Raw genomic sequence first — 18,693 nt, forward strand, 5'->3', positions numbered from 1 at the left:
TCAGGACGTAGTCGAGAGCAAAAAGCGGAGGCGCGTCATGGGGCTGAAGAAGTACGTGTTGGCGGTAGCGATCTGCTCGGTACTGAGCCTGTCGTTTACCTTCGTGCCGGGCGATCTTTCCAGCTCATCGGTTGCCTGCGCCAAGGATGGAGGCGGCGGTGGTGGGGGAGGCGGCGGAGGAGGTGGCGGTGGCGGCGGTAGTGGCGGCGGTAGTGGTGGCGGTGGTGGACACGGAGGCGGCAGCGGTGGTGGCCATGGTGGCAGTGGCAGTGGCAGTGGCAGTGGTCACGGCGGCAGCGGCCACAGCGGAGACGGTGGCGGCCATTCCGGAAATAGCGGCCAGGGCAGCTCCCACAGCGACCGTGGTGCTGACGATGGCGGCCCCCATGGCGTTGGACATGGCGCGGACGACGGAGCTGACCACGATGTCGGTGAAGCCCATGGCGTTGGTCATGGTGCAGATGACGGGGCTGGCCATGACGTCGGCGACGACCATGGCCAACATGCCGGTGGCGAGCCGGGAGACGACAACGGCGGCAACCTTTGACAGACCCAATGAAAAAGCCCCGCGATGCGGGGCATTTTTGTGACCGGGCGTCAGGCCAGGTGCTGCTGGTCCAGCACGATAGCGGCGTCCAGGGTCTCCAGAAGTGCCTTGCGTACCTTGAGCTTGGTATTGCGGTGAGCGGTCATGTTGATCTTCTTCAGCTGCAGAGCGGCGGCTCGCGCGGTCTCATGCAGTTGCTCGACGGGCACGACCTTGTCGAGGAAACCGGCATCCAGAGCGCCTTGCGGGTCGAACATCTCACCGTTGATCACCGAGCGGTGGAACGCGGACTTGCGCAGGCGATCACGGGCCAGCTCGATGCCGACGTGGTGCATGGTCATGCCGATCTGTACTTCATTCAGACCGATGCTGAACGGGCCTTCGACGCCAATGCGGTAGTCCGCCGACAGCAGGATGAACGCACCTTTGGCAACGGCATGACCCGGGCAGGCGACGATGACAGGGTAGGGGTGCGCCAGCATGCGACGCGCCAGGGTGGAACCGGCAGCGACCAGGGCAACAGCGTTCTGCGGACCGGAAGTCATTACCTTCAGGTCGTAGCCGCCGGACAGAATCCCCGGCTGGCCGGTGACGATCACGATGGCGCGATCCTGTTCGGCGCGATCCAGCGCGGCATTGAAGGCGGCGATCACATCCGGGGAGATGGCATTCACCTTGCCGTTACTGAGAGTCAGGGTGGCGATGCCGTCTTCGAGTTGGTAGGAGATCAGCTCACTCATGGCGGGTTCCTTGTTAAGAAGTGGATCGACGTTACTCAGCGCCACTGTGGAGGTAAAGGACTGAGACTGACCGGCGAGTCACCCTGTGCTTCAGCCGCGCGCGAACGCGTTCCAATCCACCCGTTAGCCTCTTGACAGCAGAAATGGAAATTGGCATGCGAAAGCTTTTTTCATAAACGCATGAAATTTATGAAAAAAGTGTTTGCATTCCGGAAAACACTCCACTAAATTAGCGCACCTCGACGGGGCCAACGCCTCGAAGAGATTCCGGTGAGGTGTCCGAGCGGTTGAAGGAGCACGCCTGGAAAGTGTGTATACGGGAAACCGTATCGTGGGTTCGAATCCCACCCTCACCGCCACTTTCCGATTCAAGCAAACCCCTGATATTCCTAGAGAAGTCAGGGGTTTTTGCTTTCTGCAGTTCGCGTTTTGGTCAAGTTTGGGCACGCTGCCTAGGATATTGCGGAGTGCTAACTTCACGCTCTCCTGCTTCTGATCGCATTGTCGCGCTGCACGACCGCCGGGGTGAACGCGTGCAATTTCCCTATTTCGGTGAATTGCTTGCGTAGGTCGTCGATCGCCGGATCGATCAACTCTACCAGTCGGACTCGGCTCCACTGCTAAGGAACCTTGAACTCCGACTCCACCCTGGCCGTCCCCATATCCCTTCCCACGTCATTCCCGCCCAGTACGATGAACGGAGCATTGAGTTTCGGGGGTTTCAGTGCATGCAGGTGATCTTCTGACGCTTGGAGGCTCCCTCCCTCTGGCCTGAAGACGTCAGCTAGCGCACGGCAGATCCTTCGCCATGCTGGCGCCATAGCTTGAACTGGTCTTTGCTGGAATTCCGGCATTTGCCGGTAACAGGAGGTTGGGAACATGAATAAGGCACTGCTGGCAGTTGCATTGCTCGCTGCATCCGAAGCGGCGAGCGCAGGGATACCTCTGTTGAATGCAACTTGCCCGGGGAACATCGAGGTTCATGCTGACCAGGGCGGTCCGATTTACATCAATGGAAAGGAAGGTAAGTTGAAGAAGTTCAACGACAACTACTTCGAGGCAAAGGGCAGCAACGTGACGATCTCACTGAGCATCAATCCTGATGGCTCGCCAGACGTTTCGTACACTGGCCCGGGTAAGGCGAATGGCGTTTGCGAGATCAAGCAGAGTTGATTCAATGTCGCGCCCGCGCGCTGCGCCAACGCATCACTTTGATCGGGTAGCCCAACCTCAGCAGCGCCGGGAAATCGCTCAGGCGTAACCAGATCGTGTCCTGCCAATGCAGTAGTTCCAGGTTTCGATCCTGCCGCGGGATCGTCCCTCGATAGTGGCGCTGTCCGTCGAAGCATTCCTCCTGCCGCAGACGCGGAGTCACGTGCCGGGTGATCCAGTGGCGGATTCCCCGATTCTCCGGGTCGTAGTGGAGGATCAGCACCGCATAGACGTCGGATTCACTGATCAGCCATTCCTGCCCGAATTCGCCATGGCTATTGCGAATCCAGACGCGTTGTAGCTGGTCCTCGTCCAGTTTGCATTGCAACCGTTCTGGCGAGAGCGTGTGATGGATCAGGCAGGCATCAGGACTTCGGCGTGCGGGGGAGTGACGGGGCGCTGGCGCGAGAGCCCAAGGATGGGGCGGGAAAGCGGTAACGCTGTTGCATTGTCGGATCTGGCTAATTCAATCCTGCGCAATGCGCGACTGGACGGCTTTGTGTAGGAGCAAGCTTGCTCGCGTAGACCGGGCTCAGAAGGTTCGCGAGCAAGCTCGCTCCTACATGCAAAAAGCCCCTGATTTCTGGCGAGATCAGGGGCTTTTCCATCGCTTGCAAAAAGTGGAGATCGACTTCAATCAGAACTTCACCTTCACCCCGATCATCCCTTCGAGTCCTTTGCTCTCGTCGTCCAGTCCTTTCTGGTAGCCCGCGGAGAAGGTCAGAGAAGTGTTCTCATCGACCTGGTGGTCGACGCCCAGGTTGACCTCCAGCGAAGAGCCACCCATGTCGGAGGCGAAGGGCACCTTACCTTGCGCGGAGGAGAATTCCGTTTTCGGCTGGCCTTTGAATTCGTGCCAGATGCTCGGTCGTATCCAGGCATTGGTGCGCTGGACCTCGCCCTTGTCGTTCTCGCGGAACCAGTCCTTGTCGATACGTACCCCGAGGCGGCCGGTGAGGGAGTCGACATCGTCGAATTCGACGTCGGCGGCGGCATCCTGGCTGTCTTCGAGTTTGAACTTGCTGATGATCAACTGGGCTTGAGGTTCGATCTTCAGGGTCTTGTCATCGTTGACGGCGAACGGGTACCCAGCTTCCAGGGATGCCGTGACACCTTTACCCGTGGTTTTCAGCTCGGACATGTCTTCGGACTGCGCGTCGACGTCAATGTGGCTGAACTGCAGCACGCCATCGAGGTACCAGCCTTCCGGTCCGAAGTGGGTCCAGTAGCCGCCCACGCCATACCCGCGCAGATCGTTGCTGCCGGCCGCCTCGCCATCCGAGTGAGTGACGCCTGCGGACATCTTGCCGGCGAAGAGGGAGAGCCCGAGTTGATCGGTGCTTCCGTCCGTATCCTCGAAGCGGAGGAGATCCAGGCCAACCTGGAAGGCTTGTAGGTGGTAGTCGTAGGCTGCGCCGTTGGCCAGCTCATTATCTCCCCGGCGATAGATCAGCCGTCCCCAGCCGAGCGAGGGGCCGTACTCCTCGACATCTTCGCCTGGCAGGGGATCTACGGCACGGCGAACTTCCTCGCCAACGCGCTCATGCAGGGTATCCACCATCGCATGGCCAAAGTGCAGCGCCAGGTTCGGTATGGCGCTGTAGAGCGACGTTTCGGCGCGATAGTTGGGTACCTGGGGAGGAAGCGGGCGGTCCGGGACACTGGGATCTTCCGCATCGACAGGATCGACAGGGTCGACTGGATCTACGGGGTCGACCGGGTCCACAGGATCGACCGGGTCCACGGGGTCGACCGGATCCACGGGGTCGACCGGATCCACGGGGTCGACCGGATCCACGGGGTCGACCGGATCCACGGGGTCGACCGGATCCACGGGGTCGACCGGATCAACCGGATCAACCGGATCAACCGGGACCGCATCCTTGGTCGAGCGCAGGTACCAGGCGTTTGCATTGCTGTCGTCCAGGCTGGAGCGATACAGGGTGTATTCATACGGACCAGCCTTGACGCGGTGCAGCAAGCGGAAGGCGTCGGCGTCCGTGGTCGCTTGGTTGATCGCATCCACGACCTTGATGCCGTTGCCCTGGGTCAGGGCCCCTGGACCGCCCGCGTTCCTGATCCACAGGTTGCTGCTGCCACTGGCCTTCCCACCGTCGATAACCAGTTGATCGGACGGTGAGTCGTCGTCGTACAGGTAGGTATTCAACGCAAGGGTGGCGTTGTTGCCCTGGTAGTCGTTGACGGTCAGCTTCTTGTACAGGCCGCCAATGGGGGCGCTGAAGTCGATCAGGCTGGTGTCTGTGTTCAATGCGCTCAGGTTCGAGTCACCGGTCAGGTGCCAGATGCTGGCTTCGCGCAGGGTCACGCTGGAATGGCTACCGGCCGCCGTGGCAGCCGAGCCGGTCACTATCGAGCCCGAGAGATCGAGGGTGGCCCGGCCAGTGGCATCGAACGATTGGCCAATTCCCTGCCATTGTCCCGTACCCATGTCCGGTAGCGAGCTACCGTCGCTGGCCACTGAGCTGTCGACGTTCAGCCATTGGCCGCTGCCGCCGACGATCGAGCTCTCCAGGGCGATGTCGGCGACGCCGGCGACAGCGATGCCGGCGCCATCACGGTTGTTCAATACAGCATTGCTGAGGTCGAATTCACCCTTCTGTGCCTCAGTACCTTGCGCGTACAGCGCTGAGGCGTGATCGCCGGTAACCGTGATGAGCACGTCGGTACCGTTGACGCTGCCGCCATTCTTCGCCACCGCGCCGTGACCGGCGTTGCCAGTGGTGGTGATGCCGACCCGGTCGAGTTCGACCGTGCTGCCGTTGTTGGCGATGGCGCCCAGCGCACCGATGCCGCTGCTGGTGACCACGCTGTTGTCGGCCGACAGAGCAGCACCGGACTCGGCCCGTAGGCCATGGGATTGCAGCCCCTCGGTGTGCACGCTGGCATTGGTCAGGTTGAGGGTGGCGGTTTCGTCCTGATAGCGCCGGCTGACCAGGGCGCCGGCGGCGTGATCGCCCAGGGTTTTCACCGTCACGTTGTTGGCGTCCAGGCTCACCTGGCCGGGTTTGATCGAGCCTATGCCGGCGTACAAGCCGACCGAGTAAGTGCCTTCGGTGCGTACCGAGACATCGTCGAGGAGCATGCTGCCACCGTCGTCGACCGCCGCGCCGTATGCCTGGGAGCCCTGGGTCACCACGCTGGTACGGGTGGCGCTGAGGAGGGCGCCCGGATTGCGGGACGCCAGGCCATGGGGAAAGGTCAGGTTGGACGCCACTGGTGAACCGTTGCCGGTGGTGGTGATCGAGCTGTCGCTGACGGTCACGATGGCGCCGACGTCGGCGAGTACGCCCATGGCGTTGTCGTTGCCGTGGGTAGTGACGGTGACGTTGTTGACGCTGATGGTCGATTGGCTGCCGGCAATCGCGGTCGAATAGTTGCCATCGGTGGTCACCGAGCCCTTGTCGATGCTGAGGGTCGCGCCATCCTGCGCTCGCACGCCGGTGCTGCTGCCCTGGGTGGTATGCACGTCGCTGCGGGACAAGGCGAGACTGGAGCCTGCCCCTTCCACCAGCACGCCGGGTGCCCAGGGGCCGACGGCACCGAGCGGTGCGGTGACCAGGATGCGGCTGTCGTCGACTTCGCCGGTAGCACCTGCTTTCAGGTAGACGCCCATCGAGCGTGCGCCTTCGGTGGTGAGGTTGCTGTTGGCGACGCGAACATGGGAGCCGACACCTTCGCCGGACACACCATGGCCAAAGGTGCCCTGGGTCGAGAGCGTCGAGTTCTCCACGACGATGCTGCCACCGTCCATGGCACGAGCTGCTGCCGCCGGGTTGGCGATGCTGCCGCTGCCAGCGATGGTCAGCGTGCTGGCGTCCAGCACCACGCTGCTGCCGGCACCTTCCGCGCGTGCTCCTCCCACGTTGACGCCCAGCGTACTCAGGTCCAGGTTCGAGCCGAACACCTGGCCACCCGACAGCGCGTGCAGTGCCGCGGTCGTGGCGGTGGTGGTCGCGCCGCTGACGACTTCTACTGCACTGTTGCTCAAGATGATCCGGCCGTCGTCCTCGGCGCGCGCGGCGCTGGCACTGCTGCCGCCGATCGACATGGCAATCCCGTTGCCCTCGATCCGGGTGTTCGCGCCGCTGGCCAGAAGGCCATGGCTCAGGCTCAAGGCCTTTTCGCCATCGACGGGAGCAGCCGTGGACACGCCGGCACCGCTGGTCACCACCTCCGTGCCGCTGCCCAGGACGACCGTGGCGCCGTTGCGCGCCCATACGCCAACCGAGCCTTTTCCGGACGTTCCGATGCGCCCTCCGTCAATGCCGACGCTGCTGCTATCTACCAGGATGCCGTGACCGTTGCCGCCCGACGTGTTCAGGTCGGTGCCGCTTATCTCGACGCTGGCGCCATCTTCGACGCGCATGCCATAGGCCGATCCACCGCTGGTGGTTACCGTGGCATCGCTGGCGATGAGCCGGCTGCCCTCGCCGGTCACCTGCACACCGTGACTGCCACCGGTGGCGGTGCTGCGTGCGCCGCTGGTGGTGACGTTCACGCCATCGGCGAGGCGTGCTGACGCGCCGTCTTCCACCTTCACGCCCACCGCGCCCCATGACGAGGTGCTGATCGCGCCTCCGGAAATATCCGCCGAGGAGCCAGGACCGGTAATGACGACGCCTCGATTGTTGTTGCCCTTGGCGCCACCACCGATCAGTACGCTGGTATCGGTCAGCGTGACCGAGCCTCCGGCGTCCACGATCACGCCGGTCATGTCGCTGGCGGTGATCACGGCGCCAGCGCCGGTTTTAGGTTCCAGCACGACGCTGCTGCCAGCAATGCCGACATGGCCGCCGTCAGTGGCATGCACGCCGATCTGGTTCCTGGCCTGGGTCGCGTTGAGGGCGCTGCTCTCCACCCGACCGGTAGCGAAGCGGATGTCTTCGCCAGCGCCGGCCTCGATGCCGGTGGTGGCGGCCGCGCCCAGCTTGATCGCCTGATCGGAATGGCTGCCTGAACTCGTGATACCCACCGCACCTGCCGTGGTCAGGGTGATGGGCGCTGGCGCACCGAGCAAGGTGCGGGCCATGAACACCTGGGGAGCTTCATGCGCGGCCTGCATTGCCACGTCCAGGTAGGACGGCGGCATTTGCCCGGCGTCGGGCTGGCTGTCGAGGTCCAGGCTCGCTGCCGAAGGCCGGTTCAATTCCTCCGGCTCGGTGGTGAGCAGAGTATCCATGGCCTCGGCTTCCGCGATGCGGATACTGAACAGCGTGGCCAGTCCCACGCTGATGACATGCGCCAGCTTGTTGCGGCGCAGATCTTCGAGAACGATCGGGGCACTCTGGCGGCGTTGCTTTTTCATGATGATCTCCAGGACGCAAGGGGTTTGTCTGGAGATCAGTATTTTCTTAGCTACCTAACGAATCCGTAGGATCATGTCTCGAACCTTGTAGGAGTAATCCCAATTAAGTGCGGTGATCTAGTCTAGGACGAGGCATGAACGAAGGAACGTAAGGTGAGCCGGATCCTGATCGTCGACGACCAGCCACTGTTATGCAGGGCCTTGAAAGCGCAGATCGAGCAACTAGGTCACGAAGTGCTGGCCATTGCCGACTGCGGCTCACAGGCGCTGGCCATGGCCCGGGAACTGCGCCCTGACCTGGTCATTCTCGAATTGGCGATTCCGCGACATGGCGGCCTGGAGCTGGTGCGCCGGCTTCGCGCCCATGACGAACAGTTGAAGGTCGTGGTTTTCAGCGCCCAGAGCGTCCGGCAGTTTGCGCCGCGCTGTCAGGCCCTGGGGGCATCGGGCTTCGTCAGCAAACAGGACAAGCCCGCGGAACTGAACCTGGCCATCAGCGCCGCATTGCGCGGGCGCAGCTACTTTCCCCGGGTCCTCGAGGCGGGTGGAGAACCGCAGCCGGACGAGCTTGGACAGCTCTCGGCGCGGGAACTGACGGTTCTGCATCATCTGGCGCAGGGGTATTCCAACCAGCAGATCGCCGACGAGTTGGTCCTCAGCTTCAAGACTGTCAGTACCTACAAAACGCGACTTCTCGAGAAGCTGCACGCGGGCTCCCTGGTGGAACTGGTCGAGATTGCGCAGCGGAATGGCCTTTCCCGCCCGGATTCCCAGAGCGTCGACCTGGCTCCGGCGCCCAGCGAATGGGCCAACGAACTGGAGCGGCTGCGACCGCTGGTCGATGACTCTCCCTACGCGATGTTCGTGCGTGATCGTGAGGGGCGACTGTTGCTCTGTAATCAACGCTTTCTCGATTACTACCAAACAACACCAGAACGGGTCGAAGGCACCCGAATCGGCGAGGGAGGGTGGTTCACGCCCGAGCTTGGTGCCCGTGTCCAGCGGCGCTACCTGGGATTGATCGAAAACGGGACATCCTTTAGCGGCGATGGAATGGTCGAGATATTTGGGCAGAAGCGGTTGATACACGCCTGGCTTTTCCCTTTTCGCAATGCGCAAGGACGCATTCTCGGCATGCTCGGCGGTGTGGTCGATCTCAGCGAGCACGACCTCCTGGTGCAGGAGCTGCGTAACGCCAAGGAAGAGGCCGAAGCCAGGCACAGGCATGATGTCGAGTTGCTGCGTAGCCTGGCCGCTGATCTCCAATCCGGCCTGGACCTGCTGCCGAAGGCCGGGAGCTCTTCACCCATTCACAGGCTCGCGGCGAGGCTCAGGCTTTTCGCCGATATCGCCGCCGGCGGCCTGACCCTTTCGCCTTCCCCATGCTCACCAGCCGACCTGGTCCGGCAGGGGGTGGAGGCCTGGAAAGCTACCGGCGAGCGCCCGGGCATCCAGGTCGATCTCAGCTGTCAGGAGTCGTTTCCTGACGTCTGGGTGGACGAGGAGCATTTCCTGCACCTGATCGACGTGTTGTTGAGCTACGCCGCCAGGCAGAGTCCACAGCGGAGTATCCAGATCAGCCTGCGAGGTACGGTGGCTCCTGCCGGGATAGTCGACCTTGCGCTGCAGGTGTCCGCACCTCCGGCCGTGCCAGGTCGCAGAAGAAGGCCCCATGACATCGAGCGACGTCTTGCGGAGCAACTGACGACCTTTATGGCTGGCCGCTACAGCGCCGAACCAGAACAACTCGTGCACCTGTCACTGCCCCTTGCTAAGCAGTGTTAGGGGCGGTTCACCGACGCTTCGGGGCTTGCATAGTCGGCACTTGTAGGAGCGAGCTTGCTCGCGAACTTCCTGAGCCGGCCTTTCGCGAGCAAGCTCGCTCCTGCATAAAACTCGGCCGTATCCGCGCCTACCTCCCATCGGTTATCCATTTCCCACCCCATTGGGGGTGGGGAAAGACGCTTGCATCCTGAATAGGCTGTCAGTGCCCATGACTCCGTCGAGTGATGGGCATGTTCAGAGAGGTGAGTGTTGTGAACCGCAGTCTTTCCACGTTAACCGGCAGGAGCCGCAAGCTCGATGGTGGTGCCGTGTTCGGCAGTACGCCACGACGTGCCTGGATCGAGTGGATGAGCCCTGACTACGACAATCGGGTTGAAATGGCGAGTCGTGCGTTGCTGGTTCAGCAGGACGGTTTGAACATCCTGGTCATGGCCGGGACCGATGCGCTGCTGGCGCCGCCGCCGCGCACTTGCCGTTGCCAACCTCAGGCCCAAGGCCTGCTGGACAGCCTCGCCCGACATGGTCTTGGAGAGGGGCAGATCCATGCTGTGGTGCTGACCCACCTGCATGCGGTGCTGCCCCATGATGTGGAAGAGGCGGTGCGCGAGGGCAACGCCCCCAGGCTGTTGTTCCCCGTGGCGCGCTACCTGACCGGACGGCGCCACTGGCTGCGGGCCCGGCACCCGCACCCCCGCGACCGCGCGCTGTTCGTACCGCAGATCATTCGCCAGCTGGAGGGCAGTGGCCGCATGAAGCTGCTGGACGAAAAGAACAGCGACTTCCTGGGTGACGGCTGGCGCTTCCACGTCAGTGACGGCTACACCCCCGGCCAGTTGCTGCCGGAAATCGATATGCCCGGTGGCCCCATCGTATTCGCCGGCGACCTGGTGCCCGCCATGCACTGGCTCAGGCTGGACCTGACCACTGCCTTCGACCGCAACCCGGAATGCCTGATCGACGAAAAGGAACGCCTGCTCGACCACCTGGTGGCCATCGGCGGGCGGCTGTTCCTGCCACGCGATCCCGGCGTCGCGATGATCAAGGTCATGCGCGACCGGCAATCGCGCTACCAACCCTTCGACCATCACGCCGATCTGCATCGGCTGGATAGTTGATACCCCTTTAACCGACCCCTTCGAGGGAAATGGGGACGCTCTGTCCCGTTCAACAGGAGCCCTGGATGAAAGTACTGGCTGCGGTAAAGCGCGTGGTCGATTTCAACGTCAAGGTCCGCGTCAAGGCGGACCAATCCGGCGTCGATCTCGCCAATGTGAAAATGGCCCTGAATCCCTTCTGCGAGATTGCTGTGGAAGAGGCTGTGCGCCTTAAGGAACAAGGCATCGCCACGGAAGTGGTGGTGGTGACCGTGGGAACCAGTGGTGCCCAGGAGCAACTGCGCACCGCCCTGGCCCTGGGCGCTGACCGCGCCATCCTGGTCGAGTCCTTTGAGGAGCTGAACTCCCTGGCAGTCGCCAAGCTGCTGAAGGCCGTGGTCGAGAAAGAGCAGCCGCAGCTGGTCATCCTCGGCAAGCAGGCTATCGACAGCGACAACAACCAGACCGGCCAGATGCTCGGCGCCCTGACTGGCTACGCCCAGGGCACCTTCGCTTCCAAGGTCGAGCTGGCGGGCGACAAGGTCAACGTCACCCGTGAATCGACGGCGGTCTGCAGACCGTTGCGCTGAACCTGCCGGCGATCGTCACCACCGACCTGCGCCTGAACGAGCCGCGCTACGCGTCGCTGCCGAACATCATGAAAGCCAAGAAGAAGCCGCTGGACGTGGTTACCCCGGATGCCCTGGGTGTTTCCACTGCCTCCACCGTGAAGACCCTGAAGGTTGAAGCCCCGGCCGCCCGCCAGGCGGGTATCAAGGTCAAGTCTGTGGCTGAACTGGTCGAGAAACTGAAGAACGAAGCGAAGGTGATCTGAGATGGCAATCCTGGTAATCGCTGAACACAACAACAGCGCGCTGGCCGCCGCCACCCTCAACACCGTGACCGCCGCTCAGAAGATCGGTGGTGATATCCACGTTCTGGTCGCAGGCCAGGGTGTCGGTGCTGCTGCAGAAGCTGCCGCCAAGGTTGCTGGCGTATCCAAGGTGCTGGTCGCCGACAACGCCGCCTACGCTCACCAGCTGCCGGAGAACGTCGCTCCGCTGATCGCGCTGCTTGTTAAAGAACAGGGGGGCAAGGGCTACAGCCACGTGCTGGCACCCGCCACTACCAACGGCAAGAACTACCTGCCGCGCGTGGCGGCTCTGCTGGACGTCGACCAGATCTCCGAGATCATCGCCGTTGAAAGCGCCGACACCTTCAAGCGTCCGATCTACGCCGGCAACGCCATCGCCACCGTGCAATCCAGCGCGGCCGTGAAAGTGATCACCGTGCGTACCACCGGTTTCGACGCCGCTGCCGCTGAAGGCGGTTCCGCTGCCGTTGAAGCCGTGGGCACTGTTTCCGACGCCGGCAAGTCCGCCTTCGTCGGTGAAGAGCTGGCCAAGTCCGATCGTCCGGAACTGACCGCTGCCAAGATCGTCGTTTCCGGCGGCCGTGGCATGCAGAACGGCGACAACTTCAAGCACCTGTATGCCCTGGCCGACAAGCTGGGCGCTGCCGTGGGTGCCTCCCGTGCCGCCGTCGACGCCGGTTTCGTACCGAACGACATGCAGGTCGGCCAGACCGGCAAGATCGTCGCGCCGCAGCTGTACATCGCCGTCGGCATCTCCGGTGCCATCCAGCACCTGGCGGGCATGAAGGACTCCAAGGTCATCGTCGCGATCAACAAGGACGAAGAAGCCCCGATCTTCCAGGTGGCCGACTACGGCCTGGTGGCGGACCTGTTCGAAGCCGTACCGGAAATCGAAAGCCTGCTCTGAGACTCATCGGTAATGCGAAAAGCCCGCTCATCGAGCGGGCTTTTTGTTTGTGGGGGCAGGACTGCGTCCTGCTTGGCGAATGAATTCGACCCTACACGTCCGCGCCAGGTCGGGCTAGAAGTCACCCCTCTCCTCTTTAGGGAGAGGGAAGGACGGCCTCGATCGGTCTCGTAGCTTGCGGCTGAGCTACGCGAAGCCCAACGGTTCGGGGTTCACCGCTGCGATGTTGGGCCTCGTTGCACTCGGACCAACCTACGAGGTCGGTTTTCCGAGGCGCTGGGCGGGAATGCAGATGAGCAGCAACAGACTGCCGAACACCAGCAGGATGGCGATCAGGTCAAACGCCAGGTAGAGGCTGCCAGTTGCGTTTTTCACCGCGCCCACCGCCGTCTGGCTGAGCACGCCGGCCAGATTGCCGATGCTGCTGATGATGGCGATGCCGCCGGCTGCGCCGGACTTGCTCAACAGGGCCGGTGGAATGGTCCAGAACAGCGGCATGGCCGACAACGCGGCGGCGGCGCCCAGGCTCATCAGCGCCATGGAAAACACCGCATGCCCATGCGCCAGGTCCAGCAGGCAGAAGCTGGCGGCGGCCACCAGCATGGTCAGGCCCAGGTGCCAGCGGCGCTCCATATGGCGATCCGAGCTGCGGCCAAGCAGGTACATGGCACAGAGACCGCCAAGGAACGGCAACGCCGTGACCAGGCCGATCAGCTTGAGGTCTTCCAGCCCGAAGCCGCGCACAAGAGTCGGCAGCCAGTAGGACACGGTGTTGGCGCCGCTGTAGATGCAAAAGCACACCAAACCTGCCACATAAAGCTGCGGGTCGCGCAATACGTCTGCGATACCGTGGTGCTTGACGGTGCCCGTCGAGTCGTTGGCCAGCGCCTGCTGGAGCTGGTGTTTCTCCTCATCGTCGAGCCATGTGGCCTGTTCGGGGCGGTCAGTCAGCCAGAAACGTCCGATCACCCCCAGCAGCACCGCCGGCAGGCCAGTGAGAATGAACAGAACCTGCCAGTCGCGCAGACCGAGCCAGCCGTGCAGGTGGGCCATGATGGTTCCTGAAAGTGGGCCACAGACCATGCCCGCGACCATGCCGGCCATGAAGAACGACGCAGTGATGCGCCCGCGCTGGGCTGCGGGGAACCAGTAGGTGAGGTAGAGGATCAGCCCCGGGAAGAAGCCCGCCTCGGCTATACCCAGCAGGAAGCGCGCAGCGATCAATTGGTTAGGTGTGGTGACGAAGGCGGTAGCGACGGTGATCAAGCCCCAGAGGATCATGATCCGCGTCAGCGTGGCGCGCGCCCCGACGCGCTGCATGTAGAGGTTGCTGGGCACCTCGAAGAGGATATAGCCCAGGTAGAAGATGCCAGCTCCGATGCCGTAGGCGGCATCGCTGAGGGCGATGTCCTCTGCCATGCGCAGCTTGGCGAACGACAGATTCAGACGGTCGATGGCATTGATGATGAAGGCCAGCATCAGGAAGGGCAGCAGTCGCCAGATGACCTTGCCATACAGGCGTTTCATCTGGACGCAGGGAAGGGTGGAAGGTGCCATGAGTGGCTGGGTGGCATCGCTCATTGAAGCGCTCCTGGGGTCGCCTGATTGTTGTTGTAGAGGCTGTGCGGCGAGTATAGGGATGGAGTCATGGCCCAATGTTCCGTGTTTTTGAGTTGATCCAACCTATTGATTAATATCTGAAATTCGTTTGCCTTGCGGCGGTGTGGCGATAGCTTTCCGGTTTCCAGCGGGGAGCGCGGCACTCCCGTTGCGCGATAGCGCCGTATCAGTTGGCAGGAGGAGATTGCCCCCCCTACAAACAAGGGGGGGAGCCCAGCTGACGCGAGGGTACCCTTCCACAAGTCCGGTCAGATCCGTCGCCGTGGTCCACCCATAAGGAACCCGTATGCGCTATTCCCTCCTTGTCCTCGCTACTGCCATTTCCCTGCTCGGCGCACAGTCGTGGGCGGCCGAGACCGCACCGGCCAGTCCTGTGACGGCCGCCATGAATCGGGAAGTCCTGAAGAAACTGCCGTTCGCCGACCGCGCCGACTTCGAGTCCGCGCGCCGCGGCCTGGTGGCGCCCTTCGAGGGGGAGATTCGCAATGCCGATGGCAAACCGGTCTGGAACACTCATGCGTATGACTTCCTGCAGCAGAAGGATGCCCCGGACACGGTGAACCCGAGCCTGTGGCGAATGGCGCAGCTCAACGCCAATGCCGGTCTGTTCCAGGTAACCGAGGGGTTGTACCAGGTGCGCGGCCTCGACCTGGCGAACATGACCATCATCGAGGGCAAGGACGGGCTGATCATCATCGACCCGCTCTATGTCACCGAGACCGCCAAGGCCGGCCTGGAACTCTACTACCAGCACCGTCCACGCAAGCCGGTGGTGGCGGTCATCTATTCCCACAGTCATGTCGATCATTTCGGTGGCGTGCGCGGTGTGGTCGACGAAGCTGACGTCAAGGCCGGCAAGGTCCGCATCTATGCTCCGGAAGGCTTCATGGAACACGCCATCAGCGAGAACGTCCTGGCCGGCACCGCGATGTTCCGTCGCGGCATGTTCCAGAGCGCTGGTACGGTGCCGAGAAGCGAGCGCGGCCAACTGGATACAGGGATCGGCAAGGGCGCTCCCGTCGGTGGCACCATCAGCCTGATTCCGCCGACCGACCTGGTCGTCCAGCCTCTGGAAAGCCACGAAATCGCTGGCGTTCAGGTGGAGTTCCAGCTGACCCCCGGTACCGAGGCCCCGGCGGAGATGAACCTCTACCTGCCGCAGCTGCATGCCCTGTGCATGGCCGAGAACGCCACCAGGACGATGCACAACGTCCTCACCCCGCGCGGCGCCGAAGTCCGTGATGCCAAGTCCTGGTCGCGGTTCATCGATGACAGCCTGGTGCGCTACGGCGACAAGGCCGAGGTGATGTTCGCCCAGCACAACTGGCCGACCTGGGGCCGCGAGGGCATCCGTACGCTGCTGGCCGACCAGCGCGACATGTACGCCTTCATCAACAACCAGACGCTGCACCTGCTGAACCTGGGCCTGACTCCACTGGAGATCGCCGATGCGGTCAAGAAGCTGCCGGGCGAACTGGACCGCAAGTGGTACACCCGTGGCTACTACGGCACCCTCAGCTTCAACACTCGCGCCGTCTACCAGCGTTATCTCGGTTTCTACGACGGCAACCCGGCCAACCTCGATCCGTTGCCGCCAGTGGAGTCCGGCAAGCGCTATGTGGCAGCCCTGGGTGGGGCAGACAAGGTGCTGCAACTCATGCGTGCCGCGATGGAGCAGGGCGACTATCGCTGGGCCGCGCAGTTGGGCAACAACCTGGTCTTCGCCGATCCGGAAAACAAGGCCGCCCGAGAGGCCCAGGCCGACGCCCTGGAGCAGTTGGGTTACAGCAGTGAGTCGGCGATCTGGCGCAACATCTATTTGACCGGTGCCCAGGAACTTCGCCAAGGCGCCCCTGAACAGGGTGGCAGGGCCATTGCTGACCTCGTAACGGCAGCGACGCCCGCCATGTTCATGGACGTGCTGGCCGTGCGCCTGGATTCGGACAAGGCTGCGGGCCATGACATGACCCTCAACTGGTACTTCGAAGACCTGGACCAGCATTTTGCCCTGACCCTGAGCAATGGCGTGCTGACCTACCGCGAGAACACGAGCCATTCCAAGCCGGATGCCACGGTGAAAATGAGCAAGGCTGTGCTCGACCGCATCAGCCTGCGCCAGCTCGACTTCCCCACCGCGCTGAAACAGGGCGACATCAAGCTCGAAGGGGATGCCGCCCGCTTCAAGGCGCTGCTGGGCATGCTCAGCAGCTTCCAGCCAACCTTCAATATCGTGACGCCTTGATCGCATGACACGCCGGGCTGGCCGTTCCTCCCGTGACGTTCCAGTCAACGGCAGCGCCTTGCGCGTTGAGGTCCCTGCCCGGCCGCGCAAGCTTCCAAAGCAGGCGCGCTCGGTCGCACTGGTCGACGCCCTGAAAGCAGCTGGGCGCGACATCCTCGAACGGGAAGGGCGGGAGGCGCTGTCCATCTATCGCCTTTCCGACTACTCGGGGGTGGCGATCAGCTCGATCTACGAATACTTCCCCACCATCGAGTCGCTGATCGGCGCCATCTTCGAGGACTATCGGGCCGATGCCCGCCGCGACGCGATCGCCAGCATCCAGTCCTTGCCACCGTCGGCGACGCTCTACGACGGCATCGAAGGACTTCTGCGCAGCGGACTCGCCGCCCTGCATCGCTGGATGCAGATCGACTCCGAACTCAGCCTCAAGGCCGCCTACTACGGCGAGCTGGTCCGGCTGGAGATCGTCAAGCCCGAGCGTTTCTGGATTGCCACGGTGATTCCCGCCCTGGTGGAGCGCTTCTCCGACGAGGTACTGGTTCGTGATCGCGAGAAGGCCGGCTTCCTCGCCTACCAGGCGGTTACCGCCTTGCCCCGGGCGCTGCTGATAGAAAAGCCGGAATACCTGGTTGAGCCCGACACTGTTCGTCTGCTGGCGCGAATGCTCCACGCGCTGCTGACCACGACAGATGCGGAATAGCCCTTTCCAGCTACCTGTATTTTTAATAAAAATCCTTTTATATCAAATAGATATAGATTTATTTACGGCTGCGGAATCCGGAAATGATTTCGCCCATTCGCCCCCTAAACTGGCCCTGCCATTTAGGCCGTCCCGTCCGGATGGCCAGTATTCAGCGCTTCCTTTACCGACAACTGGTCAGGACGCGAATGGGTGAATCGAGGAGACCGTCCCGTGACAAGAACAACAGAAGAACAGGTCGAACTGCTGCTGACCGATCCGGCGGCCCTGGCCGACCACTCCTTGCAGAACTGGATCCAGTTGCCGCGCGAGCAGATCGACACCCTGCAACTGGCTGGCCTGAAGCGCCGCTTCACCGAAATGCGCGAGCGCATCCCGGTACTGAAGAAACTGGCGGACGCCGAAGGCGTTGAGCGCATCGAGCAACTGGACGACGTGGTGCCGCTGCTGTTCGAGCACACCATGTTCAAGTCCTACCCGCCGTCGCTGCTGGAGAAGAACAACTTCGCGGCGATCAACAAGTGGCTCGGCAAGCTGGTGACGCCGGAGCTCGCGGAGAAGATCGCGGCCGTCGACGTCAGCGCCTGCAAGGGCCTTGACGGTTGGTTCGAGACCATGGATCGCGATGTCCCGGAACTCTGCCTCAGCCACACCTCCGGAACCTCCGGCACCCTGTCGTTCCTGCCCTGCAGCGTGCGCGAGTTCGAGAAGGCCTCGCAGGTGCGCCGGCTCTACGCCTGGAACATGAAGGGCCCGGACACGCCGAACCCGGACATGCACACGGCCTACCCGTACTACCGCAAGGGCTACCTCAGCCACCTGCGTGGGGTCGGTTCGTTGGTCAAGGTCCTGCTGCCGGACGAGTCCCATTTCCATCCGGCCTATCCCTCCACGCTGTCCAGCGACGTGTTGCACCTGGGCGCCAAGCTGCGCGCGGCCCACGCCAAGGGCACCCTGGACCGCCTGGTGATCGCCCCGGAACTGCTGGCCAAGAAGAAGCTTTTCGACCAGCAACAGGCCGAGATGCCGCAGCATCTGTCCGCCTTCTTCGACGACATCGCCACTCGCCTCAAGGGTAAGCGCGTCTACATCGGCGGCACCTGGAACCTGCTGCACAACATGGCCAAGGCAGGCCTGGAACGTGGCCTGGAAGGCGTCTTCGACCCGGACTCCTACATCATCACCACGGGCGGCGCGAAGGGCGTGGTGCAACCTGAGGGCTGGCGCGAGGAGGTCATGCGTTTCACCGGCGTCAAGGCACTGCACGAGTCCTATGCGATGTCGGAAGTGGTCAGTGGCTCGCACCTGCGTTGCGATCAGGGCAACTACCACTTCGCACCTACCGCCATTCCCTTCCTGCTCGATCCGGAAACCAGCAAGCCATTGCCACGCTCGGGCTGCCAGACGGGCCGCGCGGCCTTCTTCGACCTGGGCGCGGACATCCACTGGGGCGGTTTCATCACCGGCGACGAGATCACCGTGGAGTGGGACAGGCCTTGCACCTGCGGTCGCCACAGCCGCTATGTGGTCGGTGCCATCCAGCGTTACAGCGAGAAGAACGGCGGCGACGACAAGATCACCTGCGCCGCATCCGAGCAATCCCACCGGGAAGCCATGGACTTCCTGAATACCCTGGAGGGCTGAAG

General features: G+C 62.7%; 12 protein-coding genes, 1 tRNA gene and 1 pseudogene. 9 read left to right on the top strand and 5 right to left on the bottom strand.

What is annotated here, in order from left to right; all coding sequences use genetic code 11:
* Positions 1-124: 124 nt before the first annotated feature.
* Together SA496_RS08785 and SA496_RS08790 are read right to left on the bottom strand one after the other, a co-directional pair.
* Positions 125-556 (bottom strand): hypothetical protein, encoded by a 432-nt coding sequence (locus SA496_RS08785; RefSeq protein WP_330115273.1) that lies wholly within the window; start codon positions 554-556, stop codon positions 125-127.
* A gap of 41 nt (positions 557-597) precedes the next feature.
* Complete coding sequence (locus tag SA496_RS08790; protein WP_330115274.1) at positions 598-1,287, bottom strand: crotonase/enoyl-CoA hydratase family protein; 690 nt, start codon at positions 1,285-1,287, stop codon at positions 598-600.
* 269 nt (positions 1,288-1,556) lie between these two features.
* Between SA496_RS08790 and SA496_RS08795 the strand changes: the two genes are divergently transcribed.
* Both SA496_RS08795 and SA496_RS08800 read left to right on the top strand, forming a co-directional pair.
* A tRNA-Ser gene (locus tag SA496_RS08795) sits at positions 1,557-1,646 on the top strand.
* A 520-nt stretch (positions 1,647-2,166) separates the two neighbouring features.
* Positions 2,167-2,460 (top strand): hypothetical protein, encoded by a 294-nt coding sequence (locus SA496_RS08800; RefSeq protein WP_153921185.1) that lies wholly within the window; start codon positions 2,167-2,169, stop codon positions 2,458-2,460.
* Between the two features lies 1 nt (position 2,461).
* Here SA496_RS08800 and SA496_RS08805 read toward each other — a convergent pair whose 3' ends face one another.
* Together SA496_RS08805 and SA496_RS08810 are read right to left on the bottom strand one after the other, a co-directional pair.
* Complete coding sequence (locus SA496_RS08805) at positions 2,462-2,827, bottom strand: hypothetical protein (protein WP_330115275.1); 366 nt, start codon at positions 2,825-2,827, stop codon at positions 2,462-2,464.
* Positions 2,828-3,136: 309 nt separating this feature from the next.
* Positions 3,137-7,825, bottom strand: coding sequence for an autotransporter outer membrane beta-barrel domain-containing protein (locus SA496_RS08810; RefSeq protein WP_330115276.1), 4,689 nt, complete (start codon positions 7,823-7,825; stop codon positions 3,137-3,139).
* Positions 7,826-7,978: 153 nt separating this feature from the next.
* Between SA496_RS08810 and SA496_RS08815 the strand changes: the two genes are divergently transcribed.
* The 4 genes and pseudogenes from SA496_RS08815 (at position 7,979) to SA496_RS08830 (ending at position 12,485) form a co-directional block, all read left to right on the top strand.
* A complete protein-coding gene (locus SA496_RS08815) occupies positions 7,979-9,610 on the top strand; it encodes a response regulator (RefSeq protein WP_330115277.1) in 1,632 nt (543 codons plus the stop codon).
* Between the two features lie 251 nt (positions 9,611-9,861).
* Positions 9,862-10,725, top strand: coding sequence for an MBL fold metallo-hydrolase (locus SA496_RS08820; RefSeq protein WP_280357652.1), 864 nt, complete (start codon positions 9,862-9,864; stop codon positions 10,723-10,725).
* Between the two features lie 65 nt (positions 10,726-10,790).
* Positions 10,791-11,539, top strand: a pseudogene (locus SA496_RS08825) (electron transfer flavoprotein subunit beta/FixA family protein).
* 1 nt (position 11,540) lies between these two features.
* The gene (locus tag SA496_RS08830) at positions 11,541-12,485 is read left to right on the top strand and encodes an electron transfer flavoprotein subunit alpha/FixB family protein (RefSeq protein WP_330115278.1); all 945 of its coding nucleotides are present in this window, start codon (positions 11,541-11,543) and stop codon (positions 12,483-12,485) included.
* A 252-nt stretch (positions 12,486-12,737) separates the two neighbouring features.
* Here the strand turns inward: SA496_RS08830 and SA496_RS08835 are convergent, their stop codons facing one another.
* Positions 12,738-14,066, bottom strand: coding sequence for an MFS transporter (locus tag SA496_RS08835; protein ID WP_330115279.1), 1,329 nt, complete (start codon positions 14,064-14,066; stop codon positions 12,738-12,740).
* A gap of 325 nt (positions 14,067-14,391) precedes the next feature.
* On the opposite strand from SA496_RS08835, the gene SA496_RS08840 reads away from it, so the two are divergent.
* From SA496_RS08840 to SA496_RS08850, 3 genes are all read left to right on the top strand, one after another.
* Entirely contained in the window at positions 14,392-16,347 is a 1,956-nt protein-coding gene (locus SA496_RS08840) for an alkyl/aryl-sulfatase (protein ID WP_330115280.1), read from the top strand.
* A 4-nt stretch (positions 16,348-16,351) separates the two neighbouring features.
* On the top strand, positions 16,352-17,047 hold the full coding sequence (locus SA496_RS08845) for a TetR/AcrR family transcriptional regulator (protein ID WP_330115281.1): 696 nt from the start codon (positions 16,352-16,354) through the stop codon (positions 17,045-17,047).
* Between the two features lie 213 nt (positions 17,048-17,260).
* Positions 17,261-18,691, top strand: coding sequence for a hypothetical protein (locus tag SA496_RS08850; protein WP_330115282.1), 1,431 nt, complete (start codon positions 17,261-17,263; stop codon positions 18,689-18,691).
* Positions 18,692-18,693: the final 2 nt, after the last annotated feature.

It is taken from the genome of Pseudomonas sp. JS3066, from assembly GCF_036328175.1.
In the GTDB taxonomy this organism is placed as follows: domain Bacteria; phylum Pseudomonadota; class Gammaproteobacteria; order Pseudomonadales; family Pseudomonadaceae; genus Metapseudomonas.

Coding starts and splice junctions, on each gene's coding strand:
- SA496_RS08830 (WP_330115278.1), top strand. CDS start 11,541: ATGGCAATCCTGGTAATCGCTGAACACAACAACAGCGCGCTGGCCGCC.
- SA496_RS08810 (WP_330115276.1), bottom strand. CDS start 7,825: ATGAAAAAGCAACGCCGCCAGAGTGCCCCGATCGTTCTCGAAGATCTG.
- SA496_RS08840 (WP_330115280.1), top strand. CDS start 14,392: ATGCGCTATTCCCTCCTTGTCCTCGCTACTGCCATTTCCCTGCTCGGC.
- SA496_RS08790 (WP_330115274.1), bottom strand. CDS start 1,287: ATGAGTGAGCTGATCTCCTACCAACTCGAAGACGGCATCGCCACCCTG.
- SA496_RS08835 (WP_330115279.1), bottom strand. CDS start 14,066: ATGAGCGATGCCACCCAGCCACTCATGGCACCTTCCACCCTTCCCTGC.
- SA496_RS08800 (WP_153921185.1), top strand. CDS start 2,167: ATGAATAAGGCACTGCTGGCAGTTGCATTGCTCGCTGCATCCGAAGCG.
- SA496_RS08845 (WP_330115281.1), top strand. CDS start 16,352: ATGACACGCCGGGCTGGCCGTTCCTCCCGTGACGTTCCAGTCAACGGC.